The 19,180-nt window shown below is 61.9% G+C and carries 21 protein-coding genes; 11 read left to right on the top strand and 10 right to left on the bottom strand.

The genetic code is table 11. The features are described from left to right. The first annotated feature begins 129 nt into the window (after nt 1–129). The 6 genes from AC6JA3_RS03215 to AC6JA3_RS03190 all read left to right on the top strand — a co-directional run bounded on the left by AC6JA3_RS03215 (nt 130) and on the right by AC6JA3_RS03190 (nt 7,017). Nucleotides 130–1,143, top strand: coding sequence for a hydroxyacid dehydrogenase (locus AC6JA3_RS03215; RefSeq protein WP_026543443.1), 1,014 nt, complete (start codon nt 130–132; stop codon nt 1,141–1,143). Nucleotides 1,144–1,214: 71 nt separating this feature from the next. After that, a complete protein-coding gene (locus AC6JA3_RS03210; protein ID WP_026543442.1) occupies nt 1,215–2,495 on the top strand; it encodes an ABC transporter substrate-binding protein in 1,281 nt (426 codons plus the stop codon). A gap of 115 nt (nt 2,496–2,610) precedes the next feature. Further along, nucleotides 2,611–3,537, top strand: coding sequence for a carbohydrate ABC transporter permease (locus AC6JA3_RS03205; protein ID WP_026543441.1), 927 nt, complete (start codon nt 2,611–2,613; stop codon nt 3,535–3,537). Continuing rightward, a complete protein-coding gene (locus AC6JA3_RS03200) occupies nt 3,537–4,478 on the top strand; it encodes a carbohydrate ABC transporter permease (RefSeq protein WP_026543440.1) in 942 nt (313 codons plus the stop codon). Before AC6JA3_RS03205 ends, AC6JA3_RS03200 begins: the two co-directional genes overlap by 1 nt. Before the next feature lie 5 nt (nt 4,479–4,483). Further along, nucleotides 4,484–5,182, top strand: a complete 699-nt coding sequence (locus AC6JA3_RS03195; RefSeq protein ID WP_238325014.1) for a DUF624 domain-containing protein — start codon at nt 4,484–4,486, stop codon at nt 5,180–5,182. 17 nt (nt 5,183–5,199) lie between these two features. Continuing rightward, entirely contained in the window at nt 5,200–7,017 is a 1,818-nt protein-coding gene (locus AC6JA3_RS03190; RefSeq protein ID WP_026543439.1) for a glycoside hydrolase family 35 protein, read from the top strand. Between the two features lie 300 nt (nt 7,018–7,317). Here AC6JA3_RS03190 and AC6JA3_RS03185 read toward each other — a convergent pair whose 3' ends face one another. After that, nucleotides 7,318–7,659, bottom strand: a complete 342-nt coding sequence (locus AC6JA3_RS03185; protein ID WP_026543438.1) for a hypothetical protein — start codon at nt 7,657–7,659, stop codon at nt 7,318–7,320. 106 nt (nt 7,660–7,765) lie between these two features. Between AC6JA3_RS03185 and AC6JA3_RS03180 the strand changes: the two genes are divergently transcribed. Beyond that, a complete protein-coding gene (locus tag AC6JA3_RS03180) occupies nt 7,766–8,416 on the top strand; it encodes a CG0192-related protein (RefSeq protein ID WP_026543437.1) in 651 nt (216 codons plus the stop codon). Between the two features lie 86 nt (nt 8,417–8,502). Continuing rightward, nucleotides 8,503–8,928: a hypothetical protein gene (locus AC6JA3_RS03175; protein ID WP_026543436.1), complete on the top strand. Its 426-nt coding sequence runs from the start codon at nt 8,503–8,505 to the stop codon at nt 8,926–8,928. Between the two features lie 46 nt (nt 8,929–8,974). Here AC6JA3_RS03175 and AC6JA3_RS03170 read toward each other — a convergent pair whose 3' ends face one another. The 7 genes from AC6JA3_RS03170 to AC6JA3_RS03140 all read right to left on the bottom strand — a co-directional run bounded on the left by AC6JA3_RS03170 (nt 8,975) and on the right by AC6JA3_RS03140 (nt 14,418). Beyond that, nucleotides 8,975–9,277: a DUF3040 domain-containing protein gene (locus AC6JA3_RS03170; protein ID WP_026543435.1), complete on the bottom strand. Its 303-nt coding sequence runs from the start codon at nt 9,275–9,277 to the stop codon at nt 8,975–8,977. A 326-nt stretch (nt 9,278–9,603) separates the two neighbouring features. Beyond that, nucleotides 9,604–10,005: a RidA family protein gene (locus AC6JA3_RS03165; protein WP_497919894.1), complete on the bottom strand. Its 402-nt coding sequence runs from the start codon at nt 10,003–10,005 to the stop codon at nt 9,604–9,606. Next, complete coding sequence (locus AC6JA3_RS03160) at nt 10,005–10,907, bottom strand: ABC transporter substrate-binding protein (protein ID WP_347782547.1); 903 nt, start codon at nt 10,905–10,907, stop codon at nt 10,005–10,007. Before AC6JA3_RS03160 ends, AC6JA3_RS03165 begins: the two co-directional genes overlap by 1 nt. A gap of 41 nt (nt 10,908–10,948) precedes the next feature. Continuing rightward, nucleotides 10,949–11,716, bottom strand: coding sequence for an amino acid ABC transporter ATP-binding protein (locus AC6JA3_RS03155; protein WP_026543432.1), 768 nt, complete (start codon nt 11,714–11,716; stop codon nt 10,949–10,951). Continuing rightward, nucleotides 11,713–12,648, bottom strand: a complete 936-nt coding sequence (locus AC6JA3_RS03150; RefSeq protein WP_051421723.1) for an amino acid ABC transporter permease — start codon at nt 12,646–12,648, stop codon at nt 11,713–11,715. Before AC6JA3_RS03150 ends, AC6JA3_RS03155 begins: the two co-directional genes overlap by 4 nt. Continuing rightward, on the bottom strand, nt 12,645–13,625 hold the full coding sequence (locus tag AC6JA3_RS03145; RefSeq protein WP_202900216.1) for a dipeptidase: 981 nt from the start codon (nt 13,623–13,625) through the stop codon (nt 12,645–12,647). The genes AC6JA3_RS03150 and AC6JA3_RS03145 overlap by 4 nt, the downstream gene beginning before the upstream one ends. A 25-nt stretch (nt 13,626–13,650) precedes the next feature. After that, nucleotides 13,651–14,418 carry an IclR family transcriptional regulator gene (locus tag AC6JA3_RS03140; RefSeq protein ID WP_051421722.1) on the bottom strand — a complete coding sequence of 256 codons (768 nt, stop codon included), beginning with the start codon at nt 14,416–14,418 and terminating at the stop codon, nt 13,651–13,653. 192 nt (nt 14,419–14,610) lie between these two features. On the opposite strand from AC6JA3_RS03140, the gene AC6JA3_RS03135 reads away from it, so the two are divergent. From AC6JA3_RS03135 to AC6JA3_RS03125, 3 genes are all read left to right on the top strand, one after another. After that, nucleotides 14,611–16,284: a hypothetical protein gene (locus tag AC6JA3_RS03135; protein WP_051421721.1), complete on the top strand. Its 1,674-nt coding sequence runs from the start codon at nt 14,611–14,613 to the stop codon at nt 16,282–16,284. 5 nt (nt 16,285–16,289) lie between these two features. Then, the gene (locus AC6JA3_RS03130; RefSeq protein ID WP_026543429.1) at nt 16,290–16,991 is read left to right on the top strand and encodes a hypothetical protein; all 702 of its coding nucleotides are present in this window, start codon (nt 16,290–16,292) and stop codon (nt 16,989–16,991) included. Between the two features lie 181 nt (nt 16,992–17,172). Further along, entirely contained in the window at nt 17,173–17,634 is a 462-nt protein-coding gene (locus tag AC6JA3_RS03125) for a hypothetical protein (RefSeq protein WP_223943809.1), read from the top strand. 8 nt (nt 17,635–17,642) lie between these two features. Here the strand turns inward: AC6JA3_RS03125 and AC6JA3_RS03120 are convergent, their stop codons facing one another. Then, nucleotides 17,643–18,071, bottom strand: a complete 429-nt coding sequence (locus tag AC6JA3_RS03120) for a heat shock protein transcriptional repressor HspR (protein WP_026543427.1) — start codon at nt 18,069–18,071, stop codon at nt 17,643–17,645. A 10-nt stretch (nt 18,072–18,081) separates the two neighbouring features. Beyond that, a complete protein-coding gene (locus AC6JA3_RS03115) occupies nt 18,082–19,062 on the bottom strand; it encodes a DnaJ C-terminal domain-containing protein (protein WP_026543426.1) in 981 nt (326 codons plus the stop codon). Nucleotides 19,063–19,180: the final 118 nt, after the last annotated feature.

Here is a 19,180-nt window from a genome sequence, read left to right as displayed (position 1 = left end):
TTTCAGATCAAGTTCGATTGAGTTGAATGAACTGTCTTGTTTATGAGTATGTACTGATTATTAGATGTGATGCAACACATAAATCACGGTCGAACAGACCACTGAATTTTCGAAGGGAGGATCCCCTCAATGTCGCTCAAGCCCCAGGCACTGCTGGTCATGAATAGCGGAACCTTTGCTGACCAGTTCGATTCCACCCGTCTGGAGCGGCTGGCTGGACTGGTGGACCTTGGTGACCGGCCATGGACGGATTCCCTGGACGAACCCGGGTTGCAGGGGCGTTTGGAAGAGGTGGAAATCCTCCTCACCAGCTGGGGAGTGCCGCAGCTCAATGCTGAGCGTTTGGAGCGCATGCCCAAACTCAGGGCTGTTTTCCACTGTGCAGGAACTGTCCGCAGCTTCGTCAGCGAAGAACTCTGGGACCGCGGCATCACCGTGACCAACGGCGCCGACGCCAATGCGATCCCGGTAGCAGAATTCACTTTCGCCTCGATCGTCCTGGCAGGCAAAAAGGCACACATCCTCGCCAACGACGCCCGCACACACCGGGACGACTGGAGCTACATTGCAGACCGGGGCGAGCTGGGAAACATCGGCCGCGTGGTGGGCGTCGTCGGGTTCTCCCGCATCGGCCGCCGCGTAGTACAGCTGGTCCAGCAACTCCAGGACATCACGTGCCTCGTCAGCGATCCCTACGCGGATCCCTTGGAAGTAGCGGCCGCCGGCGGAAAGCTGGTCTCGCTCCAGGAACTCCTGCCCGTCTCCGATGTAGTCACCATCCACGCCCCGGCACTGCCGGAAACCCGCAACATGATCAGCACGGCAGAACTCCAGGCCATGAAGGACCACGCGACGCTCATCAACACAGCCCGCGGTTCCCTCGTTGACACCGAAGCCCTCGAGAAAGAGTGCGCCACCGGACGGATCACGGCGCTCCTTGACGTCACGGAGCCCGAGCCGCTGCCGGCCGGCTCCACCCTGTATGACCTCCCCAACGTCATCATCACCCCGCACATTGCCGGCTCGCTCGGAACGGAGACCCGGCGGATGTCCGATGCCGCCCTGGATGACCTTGAACGGTACCTCGCCGGCAAGGACCTCCTGGCCCAAGTAGTCCACGCGGACCTCGGCCTCAGCGCCTAGGCCCGGCACACCCAGCCACACCAACGCCGCACCTACGGCAAACTTAAAACCCAGTACTAAAGGAGAACGCAATGAAGCGCACAACCCTCGCCGCAATCGCCCTTGCGGTGACTGCAGGGCTCGGACTCACCGGCTGTGCCGGCGCTGCCGGTCCCGCCGAACCGCAGGCGGCCGAAGGCAAGACCCGGTTGACCGTCTCGGTCTGGAACTACGAGGGCACCCCCGAGTTCAAGGCCCTCTTTGACAGCTACGAGGCTGCCAATCCCAACGTGGACATTGAACCCGTGGACATCCTGGCCGACGACTACCCCCAGAAGGTCACCACCATGCTGGCCGGTGGCGACACCACTGACGTCCTCACCATGAAGAACGTGATCGACTACTCCCGCTACGCCAACAACGGCCAGCTGCAGGAAATCAACAGCGTGGTGGACAAGGTGGGCAAGGACAACCTCGCCGGCATGGACGCCTTCAACATCGACGGCAAGTACTTCGCTGCTCCCTACCGCCAGGACTTCTGGCTGCTGTACTACAACAAGGACCTCTTCAAGGCTGCCGGCATTGAAGATCCCAAGGACCTGACCTGGGAGAAGTACACGGAGATCGCCAAGAAGCTCTCCACGGAGGCCGGCGGCAAGAAAACGTACGGCACCTACCACCACATCTGGCGTTCAGTAGTCCAGGCCACCGCGGCAGCCCAGAACGGCGCCGACCAGAACAGCGGTGACTACGGCTTCATGGAGGACCAGTACAACACCGCACTGGACCTGCAGAAGTCCGGCGCCACCTTGGACTTCGGCACTGCCAAGAGCCAGAAGACCAGCTACCGGACCATGTTCGAGTCCGGCCAGGCTGCCATGATGCCCATGGGCACCTGGTACATTGCCGGCATCCTGCAGGCCAAGAAGGACGGCAAGACCAACGTCAACTGGGGCTTGGCTCCAATGCCACAGAAGAACGACGACGGCAAGGTCACCACGTTCGGTTCGCCCACGGCCTTCGCCGTGAACAAGAACGCTACGCACTCCGATGAAGCCAAGAAGTTCATCGAGTGGGCTGCCGGTGAAGAAGGTGCCAAGGCGATCTCCAAGATCGGTGTCGTCCCGGCCCTGCAGAACGATGCCATCACCGCCGAGTACTTCAAGCTCGATGGCATGCCCGCGGACGAACTGTCCAAGAAGGCCTTCACTCCGGACACCACGGAACTGGAAATGCCCGTCAGCGACAAGTCTGCCGCTACGGACAAGATCCTCAACCAGGAGCACGACCTCATCATGGTGGGCGAGCGCTCCGTCACGGACGGCATCGCTGAGATGGGCAAGCGCGTCAAGAGCGAAGTGCTGGGCAAGTAACGCCAGGCAAGCAACTGGTGCCGGTGCTGCGTCCCAGGATGCAGCACCGGGCCGGACCTGAATTCTCCGGATCCTGAAATGGAGGAACGCCCCCAACTCCCGGGGAGCGGTCATCATGACTACAGAAACAATTACCCAGGCTCCTGCCCCAGTGCAGAGCCGTGGCAACAGGAAGCAAGCCAGGCGCAACACGCTGATCGGCTGGACGTTCATCCTTCCGAACTTCCTTGGCTTCCTTGCCTTCACCCTCATTCCAGTCGTGGCCGCTTTCGCGCTCTCCTTCATGGAATGGACCTCGTTCAGCGCTCCCAAGTGGGTTGGCTTGGCCAACTTCGAGCGGATGTTCGCCTCCGATTCCTTCTGGATCGCCCTGCGGAACACCTTGGTCTACGCTTTGGGCCACGTCCCCCTCACCATGGCACTGGCCCTCATCCTGGCCATGCTGCTGAACCGCAAACTCAAGGGCATCGGCTTCTTCCGCGTTGCCATCTTCTTCCCCTACATCACTTCGCTGGTGGCTGTGGCAGTGGTTTGGAACATGTTGTTCAGCCCGGACAGCGGGCCCATCAACCAGTTCCTCGGCGCCATCGGCATTGCCAACCCGCCCGGCTGGACGTCCAGTTCTGATTGGGCCATGCCCGCGGTCATCATCACCAGCGTGTGGCGCGATATGGGCTACTACATGGTCCTGTACTTGGCCGGCCTCCAGGCGATCCCCACTGAGCTGTACGAAGCCGCCGAAGTTGACGGTGCCAGCGCCTGGCAGCGTTTCTGGAACGTCACCATTCCGTCCCTGCGTCCCACCACATTCTTTGTGGTGGTCATGCTGACGGTCTCCAGCTTCAAAGTGTTCGACCTCATTGTGGTCATGACCAACGGTGGCCCCGGACGGTCCACCACGGTGCTGTCCCAGCTGATCTACCAGGAAGGCATCGGCGAAGGTAAGTTCGGTTACTCCTCAGCCATTTCGCTGGTCCTGTTCATCATCGTGCTGACGGTCACCGTCCTGCAGTTCAAGATCCAACAGCGGAGGGAACGCTGATGACCAACATGGCCGAAGACCTCAAAGCCACACATCTGGCGGATGCAGCTCCGTCTCCGTCAGGGGCACCTACTGCGGAAGACCGCCGTCGTACGGACCGCAAGCGCTCCCCGCGCGAGCAGAAGAAGCGGACCGCGAACATCGTGATCTACGGTGTCCTGGTGGTCCTCGTGGCGGCGCTGATGGTGCCGTTCATTTGGATGCTTTCCTCGTCGTTGAAGGAAAACAACCAGGTACTCACCGTTCCCATCCAGTGGATTCCGCAGGAGTTCGTGTGGAGCAATTACACGGACATCTGGACCCGCATTCCCATGATGGGCTACCTGCAGAACTCGCTGTACCTGGCCGTGATCATCACCTGCCTGCAGGTCCTCACCGGCTCGCTGGCTGCTTACGGTTTCTCCAAGGTCCGCTTCCCGGGCCGCGACGTTCTGTTCCTTGCCTACATCGGCACCATCGCGGTTCCGTGGCAGGCCTACATGGTGCCGCAGTACATCATGATGCAGAACCTTGGCCTGACCAACAGCTTCAACGCCCTCATCCTGCTGCAGGCGTTCGGCGCCTTCGGTGTGTTCTTGATGCGCCAGTACTACATGACCATCCCGGACGAGCTCTGCGAAGCCGCCCGCATTGACGGCCTCAGCGAGTACGGCATCTGGGCCCGCGTGATCCTGCCCCTGTCCAAGCCTGCCCTCGCCAGCCTGGCGTTGCTGACGTTCGTGAACACCTGGAACGACTACATGGGACCGTTCATCTACCTCACGTCCAACCGCCTCTGGACTGTCCAGTTGGGCCTCCGGTCCTTCGTTGGCCAGTTCGACGCCGAGTACGCCATGATCATGACCGGCTCGGTGATCTCCGTGATCCCCATCCTCATCATCTTCCTGATCGGCCAGCGCTACTTCATCCAGGGCATTGCGACCAGCGGGATGAAAGGATGAGTAGTGTGAGCGCCAAACCGCGGCGGTGGGCCGGGCCGGGATTCGAGACCTTCGGGAGTATTTTCGGGTTCATCTACACCTTCCTGGCCGGGAACGCACTGCTCGCCGTGGCCAACGCTCCGCTGGTCCTCAGCCTCTCGCTGGTGGCCGACCCCGCTTCTGCGTGGCCGTTCTTCCTGGCGCTTTCGGTCACCATCGCTCCGTCGCTCGCCGGCATCTTCGCTGCCTTCAAGGCATTGAACGACGACGGCGGCGCGGTCAAGCCGGTTGCCGCGTTCCTTCGGGGATACAAGCGCAGTTTCGCCAAGTCCGCAGTGCTGGGCGTGGGGGCTGCGGCGATGCTGATGTTCCTCGGCGTGGACCTGGCCGTCATCCAAAACAACGCCGCGGCCCTTCCCGGTGCCGCACTATTGGTGCCGCTGATTGTCGTAGCAGCCGCCGTGACGGTGAGCCTTTCCGTCACGGCGATTGCCGGCGTCGTACTCCTGCCTGAGGCGAAGCTGAAAAGCATCCTCAAGGCTTCGCTTTATCTGGTGGCGCAGCGCTGGTACCTCAGCCTGGCCATGCTGATCCTGCTGGGGATCATCGTCTCCGCCGCCGTGATGCAGCCGGTCCTGGGCATCGCGCTGGCGCCGGCGCCGCTGCTCTTCGTGATCTGGAGCAACGCCTCGTACGCTTTCCACGCCGTGCTGCGTACCCCGTAAGACTGTTAGGACTTTCCTTGGACACGTTCGAAATCGGCGATCAGGACTTCCTCCTGAACGATCGGCCTTTCCGCATCCTCTCCGGAGCCATCCACTATTTCCGGGTGCATCCCGATCTCTGGGCGGACCGGATCCACAAGGCCCGGCTCATGGGGCTGAACACCATCGAAACGTACGTGCCGTGGAATGAGCACTCGCCCTTCCCCGGTGCTTTTATTGCCGACGGCGGGCTGGATCTTGGCCGGTTCCTTGACCTGGTGGCCGACGCCGGGATGCACGCGATTGTCCGGCCGGGTCCCTACATTTGCGCTGAATGGGATAACGGCGGGCTCCCGGCATGGCTGTTCACCGACCCCACGGTGGGTGTCCGCAGCAGCGAGCCCGGTTACCTGGCCGCCGTCTCCTCCTATATGGAAGCCGTGCTGGCGGTGGTGGTGCCGCGGCAGATTACGCAGGGCGGCCCTGTGATCATGTTCCAGATTGAGAACGAGTACGGCGCCTACGGGGACGATAAAGCCTACTTGCAGCATTTGGTGGACCTGTCCAAGCGCCTGGGTGTGGACGTTCCTTTGTTCACCTGCGATCAGCCTTTCGGGACCATGATCGAGGACGGCTCGCTGCCCGAACTCCACAAAACCGGGACGTTTGGCTCGCGTTCCCTTGAGCGGCTTGGTTTTCTGCGGGAGCGGCAACCCACTGGCCCACTGATGTGCGCCGAGTTTTGGAACGGATGGTTCGACAACTGGGGAACGCACCACCACACCACCGACGCCGCTGCTTCCGCCGCCGAACTGGACGCCCTGCTGACCGCCGGGGCTTCGGTGAACATCTACATGTTCCACGGCGGAACCAACTTCGGGTTCACCAACGGGGCGAACGACAAAGGCATTTACGAGCCCACCATCACCTCCTACGACTACGACGCTCCTCTGTCCGAAGACGGTCACCCCACGGCTAAGTACTTCGCCTTCCGGGACGTCATTGCCAAGCACTTCCCGGTTCCAGCGGAGGTGCCGGCTCTCCGGGCACCTGCTCCGGTTACCGTGGCGGCCGTTTCTGAGTCTGTGCCGCTGCTTTCTGTTGCCGGGTCTACCTCGCTGGTGCCCGGAACCGTTCCTTCCGTGGAGAGGACTGGGCAGTACCGGGGCTTCTACCTCTACGAGGTGTTGCTGCAGGGCGGAGGCGTGCTGTCCTTCTCTGAAGTTCGCGACCGTGCCCAGTTCTTCCTGGACGGCGTGCCCGTGGGCGTTCTGAGCCGGGAACTTGGCGAACGCACTGTTGTCATTCCCGGTGGTGGTCGTCTGCAGGTCCTTCTGGAGGACCAGGGCCGGGTGAACTACGGGCAGAGGATCGGCGAGGCGAAGGGGCTGATCGGGCCTGCACTGCTGAACGGTGATGAGGTGCTGGACTGGGAAGTCGGCGCTGTTGACCTGGCCTCGCTGGACGCATTCCGGGCCGCTGCGGTTGCTCTTCCTCGCGGTGCCGCGTCCGCCGGTGTGGCCGGCCCGTCCATCTCCTTTGCCACTTTTGAAGCCGATGGCCCGGGTGCCGCGTCCGCCGGTGTGGCCGGCCCCTCCATCTCCTTTGCCACTTTTGAAGCGGACGGCCCGGGCGACCGCTTCCTGCGGCTGGACGGCTGGACCAAGGGCAATGCGTTCATCAACGGTTTCAATTTGGGGCGCTACTGGAGCCGTGGGCCGCAACGCACCCTGTATGTTCCCGGCCCGCTGATCCGCGAAGGCGCCAACGAGCTCGCCATCCTGGAACTCCACGGGAGCGCCACGCGCGAGGTGGGGTTCGCCGTCGAACCCGACCTCGGCCCCAACGAAAAGTAACCCTCACTCACATCCCCCACCCTCCCCACCAACCCTCACTCACTCTCTTTAGAGGAGTGATAGAGCGTCGGGAAATTAGGGGTGGAACGTGATAGAGCGTCGGGAAATAAGGGGTGGGACGTGATAGAGCGTCGTGGAATAGGGGGTGGGACGTGATAGAGGGTTGGGGACGCAAAAGGGACCGGTTCTTCAACCGGTCCCTTTCTGTTTATTCAGCTCTACTTATTCAGTTCTGTTAATTCAGCCCTGTTTATTCAGCTCTGTCTCTCCAACGAGTGAGCCTTCAGCGCGCGGGCGTCATTAGCCGCGGCAGAGCTCGCCGTACTTGGTGCCGGCTTCCTGGTACTTGGCGCCGAGCTCGCCCAGCTTGGCTTCATCAGGGGTTTCCTTGGCCTGCTCATCCATGTACTCCAGGATGGCGGTAACAACAGGCTTCATGTCGTCGGACGCTACGGGCTCGATGGGCCGCATGGCGTTGGCAACGCGGATGGTGGCGGTCTGGCTGGCGTTCTGGGGAATGCCGGCTGCGGCCACGCCAACGCGGTCGCAGGTTTCCTTGGTGGTCAGCTGCTGCTGTGCGGAACAGGCGGATGCCGTGGCGATAAGCCCGGCAGCGATCAGGACAGTGGTGAGTTTCTTCATGATTCCCTCAGTGGTCGACGTCCCTCTGATTGTAATCAGTGCAGGGGCCGGGCCGCGCATCGGACTGCTTTCGAACCTCGCCGTGCCCTGCCCTAGGCTGGGGTGCATGGCGATCATTCACAAGGCAAATCTGTCCCCGTCCAAGCTCGACCTCATCGCCGGCTACCTGCCAAAGCAGCCCTGGTTTATCCAGGACGGCACGCCGGAGCTCATTGGCGCCTACCGTTTTGATGATCCCGCCGGCGAGGTCGGCATGGAGACGCATGTGGTCGCTGCAGGCGAGCGCATCTACCAGGTGCCCCTCAGCTACCGCGGCTATGAGCTCGCCGGGGCCGAAGAGTGGCTGATCGGCACCATGGATCACTCGGTCCTGGGCAAGCGCTATGTGTACGACGCCTGCGCCGACCCCATCTACGTCAAGGCCTTGGCCACCGCCATCCTGACGGGCCAGAAGGAGGCCGAGTTGATCGTCGACGGCGAGCCGGAGCCACGTCCGAGTTCCGTGACGGTAAAAGGCAGCGGAAAGCTCGACGGCGGCGTTCCCGCCCTGAGCGCCTCAGCGCCGGTCTCGGGAAGCGGCGTGACCATCATCGACGCCGGCGAGCTGCGGTTGAAGGTGGCCCGCGTGGTTGATGTGGCTGCAGACTCTTCGGCCAACTCGGCTGCCGCTCCTGAGCTTCATGGTGAGTTGACCCTGAACGGTCAATGGGCGGGGCTGGAAAGCCCGGTGGAGCTGGCGGCTGTTGTCCGCGACTGATCTTTGGACGCCGGAGCACCTGTTGGTCGTGGGAGCTCCGGCGTAGGCTGGCTCACGGGGCCGTCTAATCCTCTAGGGGCGCATCAATGTACAAACCTCAGAACATCCTTCCCGCCGCGCAGGATCTGGCCCGAGAGTGGGTCTCCCACGCGGCCGACGGGACATCGTCCCAGACCGACGCGGTGGTGAAGTGGGCACTGGCCCGCATCAATCATGCAGACGTCCCATCCGTGGTCCACGGCGTCATGCTCACGCTGACCGGCAACAAGAAATCCGCCAAGGAAGCCCAGCGGGCGGCGGCCAAGGCAGTGAACAGGACGACGCAAGCCTTGAAACGGACCAGTCCGCAGCGCGCTCCGCGCCTGTCCGGGTGGGTGATCGGCCTGATTGTGGGGGCCGCCGTTGGTGCCGGTGCCATCCTTGCCTGGCGGATGATGGTGCCGCCGGGTGAACCTCAACCCGTGAAGCAGCCCGAAACTCCGGTCCAGCCGCCCGTGCCGCCGGTTCCCTAGGTCCCCCCGGGCCTTCAAGCAGCATCATCAAAGGTGCACGGTCCCGCTAAGGTGCCGGTTCGCCGTCGTGGTTTCCGAACCTTCGCCGAAGCGAGGTCCTGGCGAGCAGCCAATACGCCCCGGCGCTGGCCAGGAGGAAACCCACCACGCCCAGCACCACAATCTGGGTCACGATCCCGGCGATCACCATGACAAAGCCACCCAGTACGGCGAGGCTTCCGAGAATGGTGCGGGCTGCCTCGCCCCGCGGCCGGCCCGAAGTCAGCTCGGAGGCCAGTTCGGGATCAGTGGAAGCCAGTTCCCGCTCCAGCTCTTCCAAGCTCCTGCGCTCTTCTTCCGACAACGACACCGGAAACTTCCTCACCCCACGGGCAACGCCGCCGTCCTTGCGTCGATGCCCAGAATCAGCACGGGCTCTGCTTGCCGTGCCATGCCTTCATTATGTTCCCGTTTGGGCGATCAAGCCACAGGTCCAAGTACCGGGACCAGCCTTGCTGTTCAGCGGAATCCGGGTATGGGGCAGCAGGGTGGAGTCGGCCTCAAGCACCCACAGAACCTGCGTCCGGGCACCCGACGCGGGGACAAACAGCAGCAAGGCCGCAGACCGCCGCCGGTCTTGAATGCTCGACGGCGGTTAGCGGCCGCAACGGCCAAGTGACCGGCCGCTGAGGTGCCTTAGTTCGCGGCGGCCACCGCCGCCGTCGCGGTCAATTCCACATTCATTCCCGCGATGCCTAGTTGGCTGACCCCGAGGGCGCATCGGACCGGACGGGGCGCCGGGAAGTACTCCCGATAGAGCTCGTTGAAGGCGGCCCGCTCGGCCATGTCTGTGAAGTAGATGGTCATGTGGAGGACGTGTTCCATGCTGCTTCCGGCCCGTTCAAGGGCGGAGCGCAGGTTGTCCAGCACCTGCCTGGACTGCGCCTCAATGCCATCAGGAATGCTGCCATCAGGACCTGTGGGAATCTGGGTAGTCCAGACAACTCCAGCCGAAGTGGCGGTATCCGAGTACAGTGCGGTTTCCAGGTCCGCCCCGGGTTCGGCAATGAATGTCGCCGTCTCCTGTGCCAAACTCATTAGCTGGTGTGCGCTTTGGATTCGGTGATCTTGGCACTCTCGAGGCCCCACTTGGCGAAGATCTCGTTGTACTTGCCGTCCGCGATCAACTTGTTGAAGGCGGCCTGGAATGCAGCGGAGAGCTTGCTGCCCTTGGGCAAGGCGATGCCGCCTTCAACAGTGTGGAAGACCTTTCCCGCCGTCTTGAGCTTTCCCTTGGACTGCTGGGCGACGTAGCCCGCTACCTCTGCACCCATGCCGGTGGCATCGGCGCGTCCACTGGTTACGGCCAGCGTCGCCTGGTCCTGGGTTTTGTATCCCTGGATCTGCACCGCGGGCTTGCCGGCGGATTCGCACTCTTTGCCTGCATCTTCCGCGTAGGTCATTTCGTAGGAGCCGCTTTGAAGGGCCACCGAACGGCCACAAAGGTCGGCGAAACTGTCGATAGCTCCCTTGCTGTCGTCACCTCTGACCAAGTACTGAGAGCCACTTTGGAAGAAGGACACCATGTCCACTGCCTTAGTGCGTTCCTCTGTGATCCAGAAACCAGCGAAACTCGCCTGGTACCGCTGGGACTGCAGGGCTGGAACTATTGCATCGAATGCGACGGTGGTCGGCTTGACGGTGACGCCCATCAGCTCGCCGGCAGCGGCCCAGATTTCCGGTTCGATGCCCACCATCTTCTCGCCTTCCATAAAGTCCATGGGAGGGTACGCGGAGTCGACGGCGATCTCCACAGTGCCGCCCTTCCTCAGTTCTTCAGGAAGGAGGGCCTGGACTTCTGCGTTTGCCCTGACGTCGGATGTGGCTGCTGGAGCTGCGGCGCCGTTGCCGCAAGCTGACAGCAGACTGACTGCCAGGAGGGCTGAAGCTGCCGCCATTGGCTTCTTCAGGGCATGACGGGGCTGGGACATGACTTTCATTGGGGATTCCTTTTTTAGTGAGGGGAATGCAGGAGGTCCTGTTAGAGGACTTTGGAAAGAAAAGCCTGTGTTCGAGGGTGCTGCGGGTTGTTCAGGACCTCGCGGGGGCTGCCGCTTTCGATGACCGTGCCGCCGTCCATGAAGACCAGTGAGTTGCCCACTTCCTTGGCGAACGCCATCTCGTGGGTTACCACTGCCATGGTCATTCCGGATGCGGCCAATTCACGCATGACGTCCAGGACCTCGCCAACCAGCTCGGGGTCCAGCGCGGACGTGGGTTCATCAAAGAGCATGACTTTAGGGCGCATCGCCAACGCCCGGGCGATCGCGACTCGCTGCTGCTGGCCACCGGAGAGCTGGCCCGGGTAGTTGCCGCTCTTGTTGCCAAGCCCAACGCGTTCCAGGAGTTCCAAGGCTTCGGCGCGGACTTCGGTACGCTTCCTGCCCCGTACCTGCATGGGCGCTTCCATGATGTTTTCCAGGGCGGTCATATGCGCGAACAAGTTGAACTTTTGGAAGACCATTCCAACGTCGGCGCGCTGCCGGCACACGTCCTTGTCCTTCATTTCGTGGAGGTTGCCGTTGCGCTCCCTGTATCCCACCAGCTCGCCATCAACGTGGATGGTGCCGGCGTCGATCTTCTCCAGGTGGTTGATACATCGCAGCATGGTGGATTTTCCGGAACCGGATGGTCCTACCACGCACATCACTTCACCTGCATTGAGTGCCAGATCGATGCCATTTAGGACGTGGAAGTCCCCGTAATGCTTGTGGACATCGCTGACCTGGACCATGGGTAGGGCGTTCATCGGTTGCCTGCCTTCAGGAGACGCCGTGCGTTGAACATTTGTGTGAGTTTGTTTCCCTGGCCGGAGATCTGCTGATCGCTGCGACCGAACTTCCGTTCCAGCCGGGACTGTCCAACAGACAGCACCGAAGTTGCCAGGAGATACCAGAGGCTGGCCACAATGAGCAGCGGAATAGTCTGGAACGTTTGGGCAGAGATGAGGTTGACCTGGTACATCAGGTCTGCCACGGCAACGACGCTCACCAAGGATGTGCTCTTGAGCATTGTGATGGTCTCGTTGCCTGCAGGCGGGATCATCACCCGTGATGCCTGCGGGAGAATGATCCGGCGCAGTGTCTTGGCCCGGTTCATGCCGAGGGCACTGGCCGCCTCTACCTGGCCCTTGTCCACGGCGGTGATGCCTGAGCGGACAATTTCAGCCATGTACGCGGCCTCGTTAAGCACCAGGCCCAGGAGGCTTGCGACGATCGGAGTGATGATCTTGTTGGCGTCGAGGCTGGCGAACACCGGACCTCCAAACGGGATGCCAAGGTTGATCGCCGGGAACAGCACTGCCAGGTTGTACCAGAACACCAGTTGCACCAGCAGGGGCGTCCCGCGGAAGAACCATACGAAGGCCCAGGCGGTGTAGGACGCAACGGGATTGGAGGACAGACGCATGATCGCAAGCACCACACCCAAGGCGATGCCCAGCACCATGGCCACCACAGTGAGCCAGAGTGTCAGCCACAGCCCTTGCATGATGGGAGGGGCAAATATGTAGCTCGCCACCACCTCCCATTCGAAGTTGGGGTTGGTAAACAAGACAAGAATGCCTTGAGCAACCAGGATCAAAATGATGATTGCTGAGACGATCCTGCCTGGACGGCGGAGCGGGATGACCTTGCGCGGCACCGTAGCGCCCGCAGGTTTGGTGGTTGATAAGGCGCTCATGCCATGACCTCGCTGTAAAGACGCATCCAGTTTCCGCCCATCACGGCCGAGACTTCCGAAGTGTTCAGTCCGCGTCCGGCCAGGCCTTCGGCGATTCCGGCGAACGACTCCATGGAGGTGAACCATTGTGGATCGTCGTCGCCAGGGGATGCTGCCGAGGCAGCGCCGTAGTTCGCTTTCCGGGTCCAGCGCCCCTCCCGCATCCAGGCCAGGTCCGCATCCGTGGTGCTGCCACCCAGATCCGAGCCGATGCCCACATGCTCGATCCCGGCTATCTCCACGGTTTTGAGGACCATTTCGCACCAGGCATCCAAGGACTTGCTGTAATCCGGGCCAGCAAGGTTGGGGTATAGGGCGCAGCCAATGACACCGCCGCGTGCCGCCAATTCCTTGATGGTGCTGTCCGATACGTTGCGGGGATGCGCATAGAGGCTCGCCGCATTCGCGTGGGTGATGGCCACAGGCTTGGCGGAAGCGGCAATTGCGTCTTTGCAGGTCCGCTCCCCCACATGCGAGAGGTCCACCAGGATGCCATTCTGATTGAGTTCGCCAACTACTTCGTAGCCGAACCTGGTCAGTCCTGCGTCGCCGGGCTCATAGCAGCTGGATCCGACGTCGTTCTGATTGTTATATGTCAGTTGGAAGACACGCACCCCCAGCTCTGCGAACAACCGTACAAAACGGATGCGGCCCTGGAGGGAGGACGTGTTCTGGAAACCCAGTAGTACTGCGGTACGGTTCTGGGCTCTCAGCCGCCGGATATCATCGGCGTTTCTCGCGATCCCCGCAACGTCGCTGTTTTCCTCGATGAGTTCACGCCATCGTGCGATGGCGTCCATGGATTCCACGGCGTCATCCCAAAAACCGCACGTGACCGTAATGCAGTCGACGTCCCCGGACCGGATGGTCCTCAGGGTCTCGGACGTGAAGCTGCCGCTTTCCATCCCGTCGACGTAGATATTGTCGGGTGTTTTCATGGTGTGGTAGTTCCTCTGGCTTGTACTAGTTGGCTGGATGCCACAGCGCATGGAGGTTGTCGGCGCCGGCCTGGAGCCTGCGGGCAACGTCCTCGATGTCCAAGCGATCCTCGGGTCCAAGGACCCCGAGTGCGGCAACACAGTAGCCGCGATCGTCCATCAAAGGGACGGCGACGGCGGTGATCATGTCTTCGTCGTCAGGCTCGCGTGCTGAAACGGCATAGCCGTTGCGGCGCACGCGTGCGAGCTCGGTTTGTGTTGGGAGTTTTGCACCGGTCGCCCGGAGTTCGTCGACGACGGCGGGATCCGCGAAGGCCATCAAAACCCTTCCCGAAGCACTGTCATCCAGGGCCCAGCTCATTTCTGCGCTGATGTCCGCACGGATACGTCGGCGCGGTTCCATCCGCTCGACAATATGGGCAGCATCGCCATCGAGAACCGCAAGGAATGTTGATTCCCTGGTGGCTTCAGTGAGTTGGCGCATGAGCGGCAGGACCCGCTCGCCGATGCTGGACTGCTCCATCGCTGCCCTGCCCACGCGGCTTGCCCTCATGGACAGTCGGTAGGAGCCATCCTCGAGTTGTTCCAGCCATCCTGCGTTCACGAAGGTAACCAGGTGCTGGTGCAACGTAGCCCTCGACCAGCCCAGTTGACGCGACAACGTGGGTGGCTTGACGGGTCGGCGGTGCTCCGCAATTGCTTCCAGGAGGCCGAGGGCCCGGCTGGCTGAGCTAAGTGTCCGGGTTGCGGACTTCTGAGCGGATTGGTCTTCGAGGGCTGATGTATTTTCCATTTGTCAGGAGCATACGTGCGCTGCGACACAGATACAAGACTCAGGTTTCTTAAATCTGGAATTTCGCTGTTTTCCGCTCTATCACTGGATTTCATGTCTGTGTATGCTGAACACTGTCACGTATGCGTAGACATACGCTTAGAATCTCGCCCACACTTACGGGCACACCAAGAGTCGTTGAATGGAGCAGGAATGATGCAATTGAGGGAGCCGGGGGTCGTCATGACGCCCGATGTGCTGGGCGCGCTGCAGCCCACCCGCTTTAGCGCCAGCAGAACGCTGGTGGCCAAGATGGTCCAGGAGCGCTGGGTCATCTCCCGGCCTGAATTCGATATCGATGCTTCCGGTGAAGGAAACGCCCGTTATCACGTGGCCGTCAATGACGACTGGTCCTTTGAGTTCGTGGTGTTCTCCAACGCACCCAAGGAGGGCGTTGAACGGACCGACCGGATCATCGGCAGCCACTGGGACATGATGGGCGCACTCATTGAGGGTGCAGCCGGCGACGAACGCATTGAACACACCAAGCGGGAGCTGCCCAAACTTTATGGGGGACGGGCCGCCCCGGGAACGCTGATCTGGTGCCGGGCCAACCGGAGCATGCGGGCCTTCGACCTCGCTGTCGAGTCGTTGTCGCGCGGTGAACAACCCCCTGCAAGGGTGCTGGGTGCTGTTTGCTACCTCATGCGGAACACCGGCCTGGACGGAAACGGGACCTTCGGAACACGCTCGTTCGCCGCCTACGAGTCAGACCATCCCCTGCGGACGCCCTACCACGCGCAAATGCTGACGTCGTACCTCATGCGCGAATTCAGCCTTGACCTCGCGGAACACATGGCACAAGCCCAGAGTCCCGATGCCACCACGCTGAGCCATGATTTCCGCCGCTTCCTTGGCCTTGGCAATGCTTCCGGACTCGGTTTGGTGCTGTTCGCGAAGAACCACCCGCACATGATGGACCGCTGGATCACCCTACGGGAATCAAGCTTGGCTGAAGCACGGGAATTGATTCTGGCTGCGGACGCACCTGAGCTGGATCGGCTGGACTCGCTGTTGGAACGTGCCGTCAGGTACAAAGCCAAAGACCGGATGCGGTACACCTACCAGCCGGCCGCTGAACTGGTCAGTTCAGAGCTGGAACAACTCCGCTCACGATTGACCCGCCTGAGGCAAACCGCAGGCGAAACCGGCACATTGCTGGACGCCCTCTATCAGGAGTGCGCGGACTTCACCTCCGAAACGCAGGAAATTCTCAGCGCGCTGCTCATGGAACTGCTGCCGGCGCCGGCGGATATGTCCAGCCTGATCACCGTGGAAGAGCACCACCCTGCAGCACCTGCCACCCCGGTCAGTGAACTCCTGGACATCATCGCCAAGGACTACGGCTGGGCAACCAGGGTAGATCTGGATCATCCTTCGGCGCTTCACTTCGCTTGGTACAAATCCGCAAATGCTGAAGAGCCCCGCCGCGGACCCCTCAAGGACCTTCCAGCCGTTTTCGACGACATGACGCTGGATCTGCCGCAAAAGCTGCAGCAATTGGTCCCCCTTCTCCGCGACATGGACCCGGCCCGGACTGCAGGATCCGTTTCGCGCCAGTTCCCTGAGTACCGCGCCCCGATTGAACGCCTGCTCGCCCTTCGAGAGACCAGTTACCACACCGTCCAGGCAAACACCCGGGACGAACACTTCAACCCCGCCCACATCATCCGCCTCTTCAACAGCGCCTTCTACGGGCTGGACAAGACCAAGGAAGACGGGCCCGTCGGCGTTGTGGGGGTCCTGTTCCACGGCGCCCCCACACCCGCAGAAATCGCCAACGGAACGGGCCAGGACTGGCTGTTCCCCGCAGAACCGAAGGACTAAAACAAATGAGCGATTCCAAACTGACGCCCCCGCCGGGCAAAGCCGCAATGTCCGTGCGCGAATGCAGGCTGATCCTGGAGCGCCTGCTGGTGGCATCAGGTGCCCTGCCCGGAGAAGTACCTGCCGCCAGGGACGCGCTACTGGCTGCCGAAGTTCACGGCCTCGGCCTGCTCCAACTGATCCACGCGCATCCCCTCTCTGTCCCCAGCGAAGCGGTGCGTTACGACGAAACCGGGCCGGGCGTCGTCGTCGATGGCTCGGGCCGCCTGTCCGCGCTCCTGATTCCGGCGCTGCGGGACATCATCCTTGAGCGCAGAACAGTGGAAATCTCTGTCCGGAATGTTAGCTCACCGGAGCTTTTGCAAGCCTTGGATTCTGTTCCCGAACTCGACTCGTACCAGGTCCGGCTCTCAGTTCAAGGATCTGATGGCGTGGTGGTCAGCGCCTTGCCGGCCACTCAAGCCGAGGCTTCTGCGCGCTGCTCCGCGCGTACACAGCGAATCCGGGATGCCCATTCGAAGGGCCTCCCAGTACCGGGAGTTGTTTGGCTTGAGCTGTACCAGCGGTCCAACGCGGCCCTCCTCGGTGAATCGGCGGAAACCCGCAGCCACGCCGGGTACAAGGACGTTGACGAGACCGGGAGGATCGTCAAGCAGATGGACGACGACGTCGATGTGGAGTTCGCGCTGCAACAGTTCGCCGGCTGAGGTAGATCGTACGAAGCCAAGCCCCCGGTCCAGGGTGGAGGCCGGGGGCACAGCGTTTCGTCTGTGTGCCGTCATGGACCCAATGTCTTACCACGAGTCCTCAGCATGCTTACGATGGTGGTGCGGGTTACAGCCTGCTCATGTATGGACTACCGAACGCCGACGGAAAGTTGAACTCCCCATGGCACGACCAAACCCAAAAAAGTCACACACCACAGGAGCAGTTCCCAAGCGGCGCGGACCGGGCCGGACCATATGGCTCATTGCCATGGGCCTGGTAGCCGGTGTGGCAGGCGGGGCCTTCGCGTTCCGTATGTTGGTGCCGCAGGGAGAACCCGAACCCATCAAGGACCGCCGTCAGGAACCAAAGGGAGCCTCGCGGCTGGAAAAGTCGCCGGCCGACGCTTCAGAGCCGCATGTGGCCCGTCCAGCGGAAATCCTGGTTCCGGAGGAGCCTGTCGAAATCTCGACGAGGATGCGTCCAGGCGAATGGACTGAAGAATCGTTGCTGGAGCATGTGGAGAACTATAAGCAGCAGATACGTGACATGGGTGCGCCCGAATCACAGATCGTCACCGACGTGGAGCGGACCGAACAGGGCGCTGCACGGGTAGTGGTCAGTTGGGACCGGACCCTGCCGTAACCTCCGGCCTAGAGGTTCTCTCCTTGGCGTGGCCGCCACACCACAACTGCCTGGGACCGCGCCCGCGGGCGCTGACCGCGGGAGAGGCTGACGACGTCACCCGCTGCGCCCGCCGCAAAGATTCGCGCGTCCACGGGTGAGCGGCGACGCGACAATTCCTCGGTCAGCTCAGTCACGCGGTACTGCAGTGCAGCAACCTGGTTTTCGAGGTCGAGGATGCGTCTGATGCCTTCGAGCGAGACGCCGGACTGCGAGAGGCGCTGGACCTCCCGCAGTTTGTTGACGTCGTTCTGCGAGTAGCGGCGGGACTTGCCGGGCGCACGGCTGGGCGACACGATGCCCAAACGGTCGTACTGGCGCAACGTCTGCGGATGCATATCGGCAAGCTCCGCAGCGACGGAGATGACAAAGATCGGCTGGTTGACGTCGATAGCCATGACCGCCTCCTTACAACCGGGCCTTTGCGGCCAGGTCGTGACGCGGGTCGGCGTCGGTGGTGGCGGCGGCGAACGCCTTCACGGCCTCCTCCGCTTCCTTGTTCAGGTTCTGCGGGACGGCGACGTCGATGGTCACCAACAGGTCACCGGTGGCCTTGGACGTTTTCACGCCACGGCCCTTGACCCGGAGGGTACGGCCCGAGGGCGTCCCGGCCGGTACGCGGACCTTGACGGTATCGCCGTCGAGCGTTGGAACCTCGATGGTGGCGCCGAGTGCCGCTTCTGCGAACGTGACGGGCACGTGGATGCGGATGTTGTCGCCATCGCGGTGGAAGAAGTCATGCGGCTTCACGCTCACCGTGATGATGAGGTCGCCATTGCCGGCGGGGCCAACGTTGCCCTTGCCGCGCTGGCGGACTTTCTGGCCGTCCTTGATTCCAGCGGGAATCTTGACGTCGATCACGTTGCCGTTGCTCTCGCGCAGGCTCACCGTGGTGCCCTTGATGGAACCGGCAAACGAGATGGAAGTAGTCGCGGTCCGGTCCGAACCCTTCTGCGGCGCACGCTGGAAGCCGGTCTGGCCGGCACCGCCGAATCCACCGCCAAAGAGGTCAGCGAATTCCGGAGGGATTCCGCCGCCCGCGGGCTGACGGGCACCGGGGCCACCGCCGAACAAGCCACCGAACAGGTCCTCGAACCCACCGTTGGCTCCTGCACCACCACGCCCGGCTCCAGCACCCGGCGCGAACCTGGCACCGCCCATGGCGCGGATGGCGTCATACTGCTGCCGATCCTCAGGATTGGACAGCACCGAGTAAGCCTCGGAAATGTCTTTGAACTTCTTCTCCGCAGCAGCATTCCCCGAATTCGTATCAGGGTGATGCTCGCGGGCTAGCTTGCGGTAAGCCTTCTTGATATCCGCGTCGGACGCGTCCTTGGCAATACCAAGGATCGCGTAAAAATCCTTTTCAACCCAGTCCTGGCTGGCCAAGAGCGTTCCTTTCTAAAACAAACTAAGCGTACGTCCGCAGTCACCTCACCTCAGGCGAGCTTACAGCGGGCGCGCAACCGGATATGGGGCGGCGGTGTGGAGGGCCACCCGTGGGGGC

It is taken from the genome of Arthrobacter sp. TmtSoilC79, from assembly GCF_059739405.1.
This window is presented reverse-complemented; position numbering and strand designations above follow the sequence as displayed.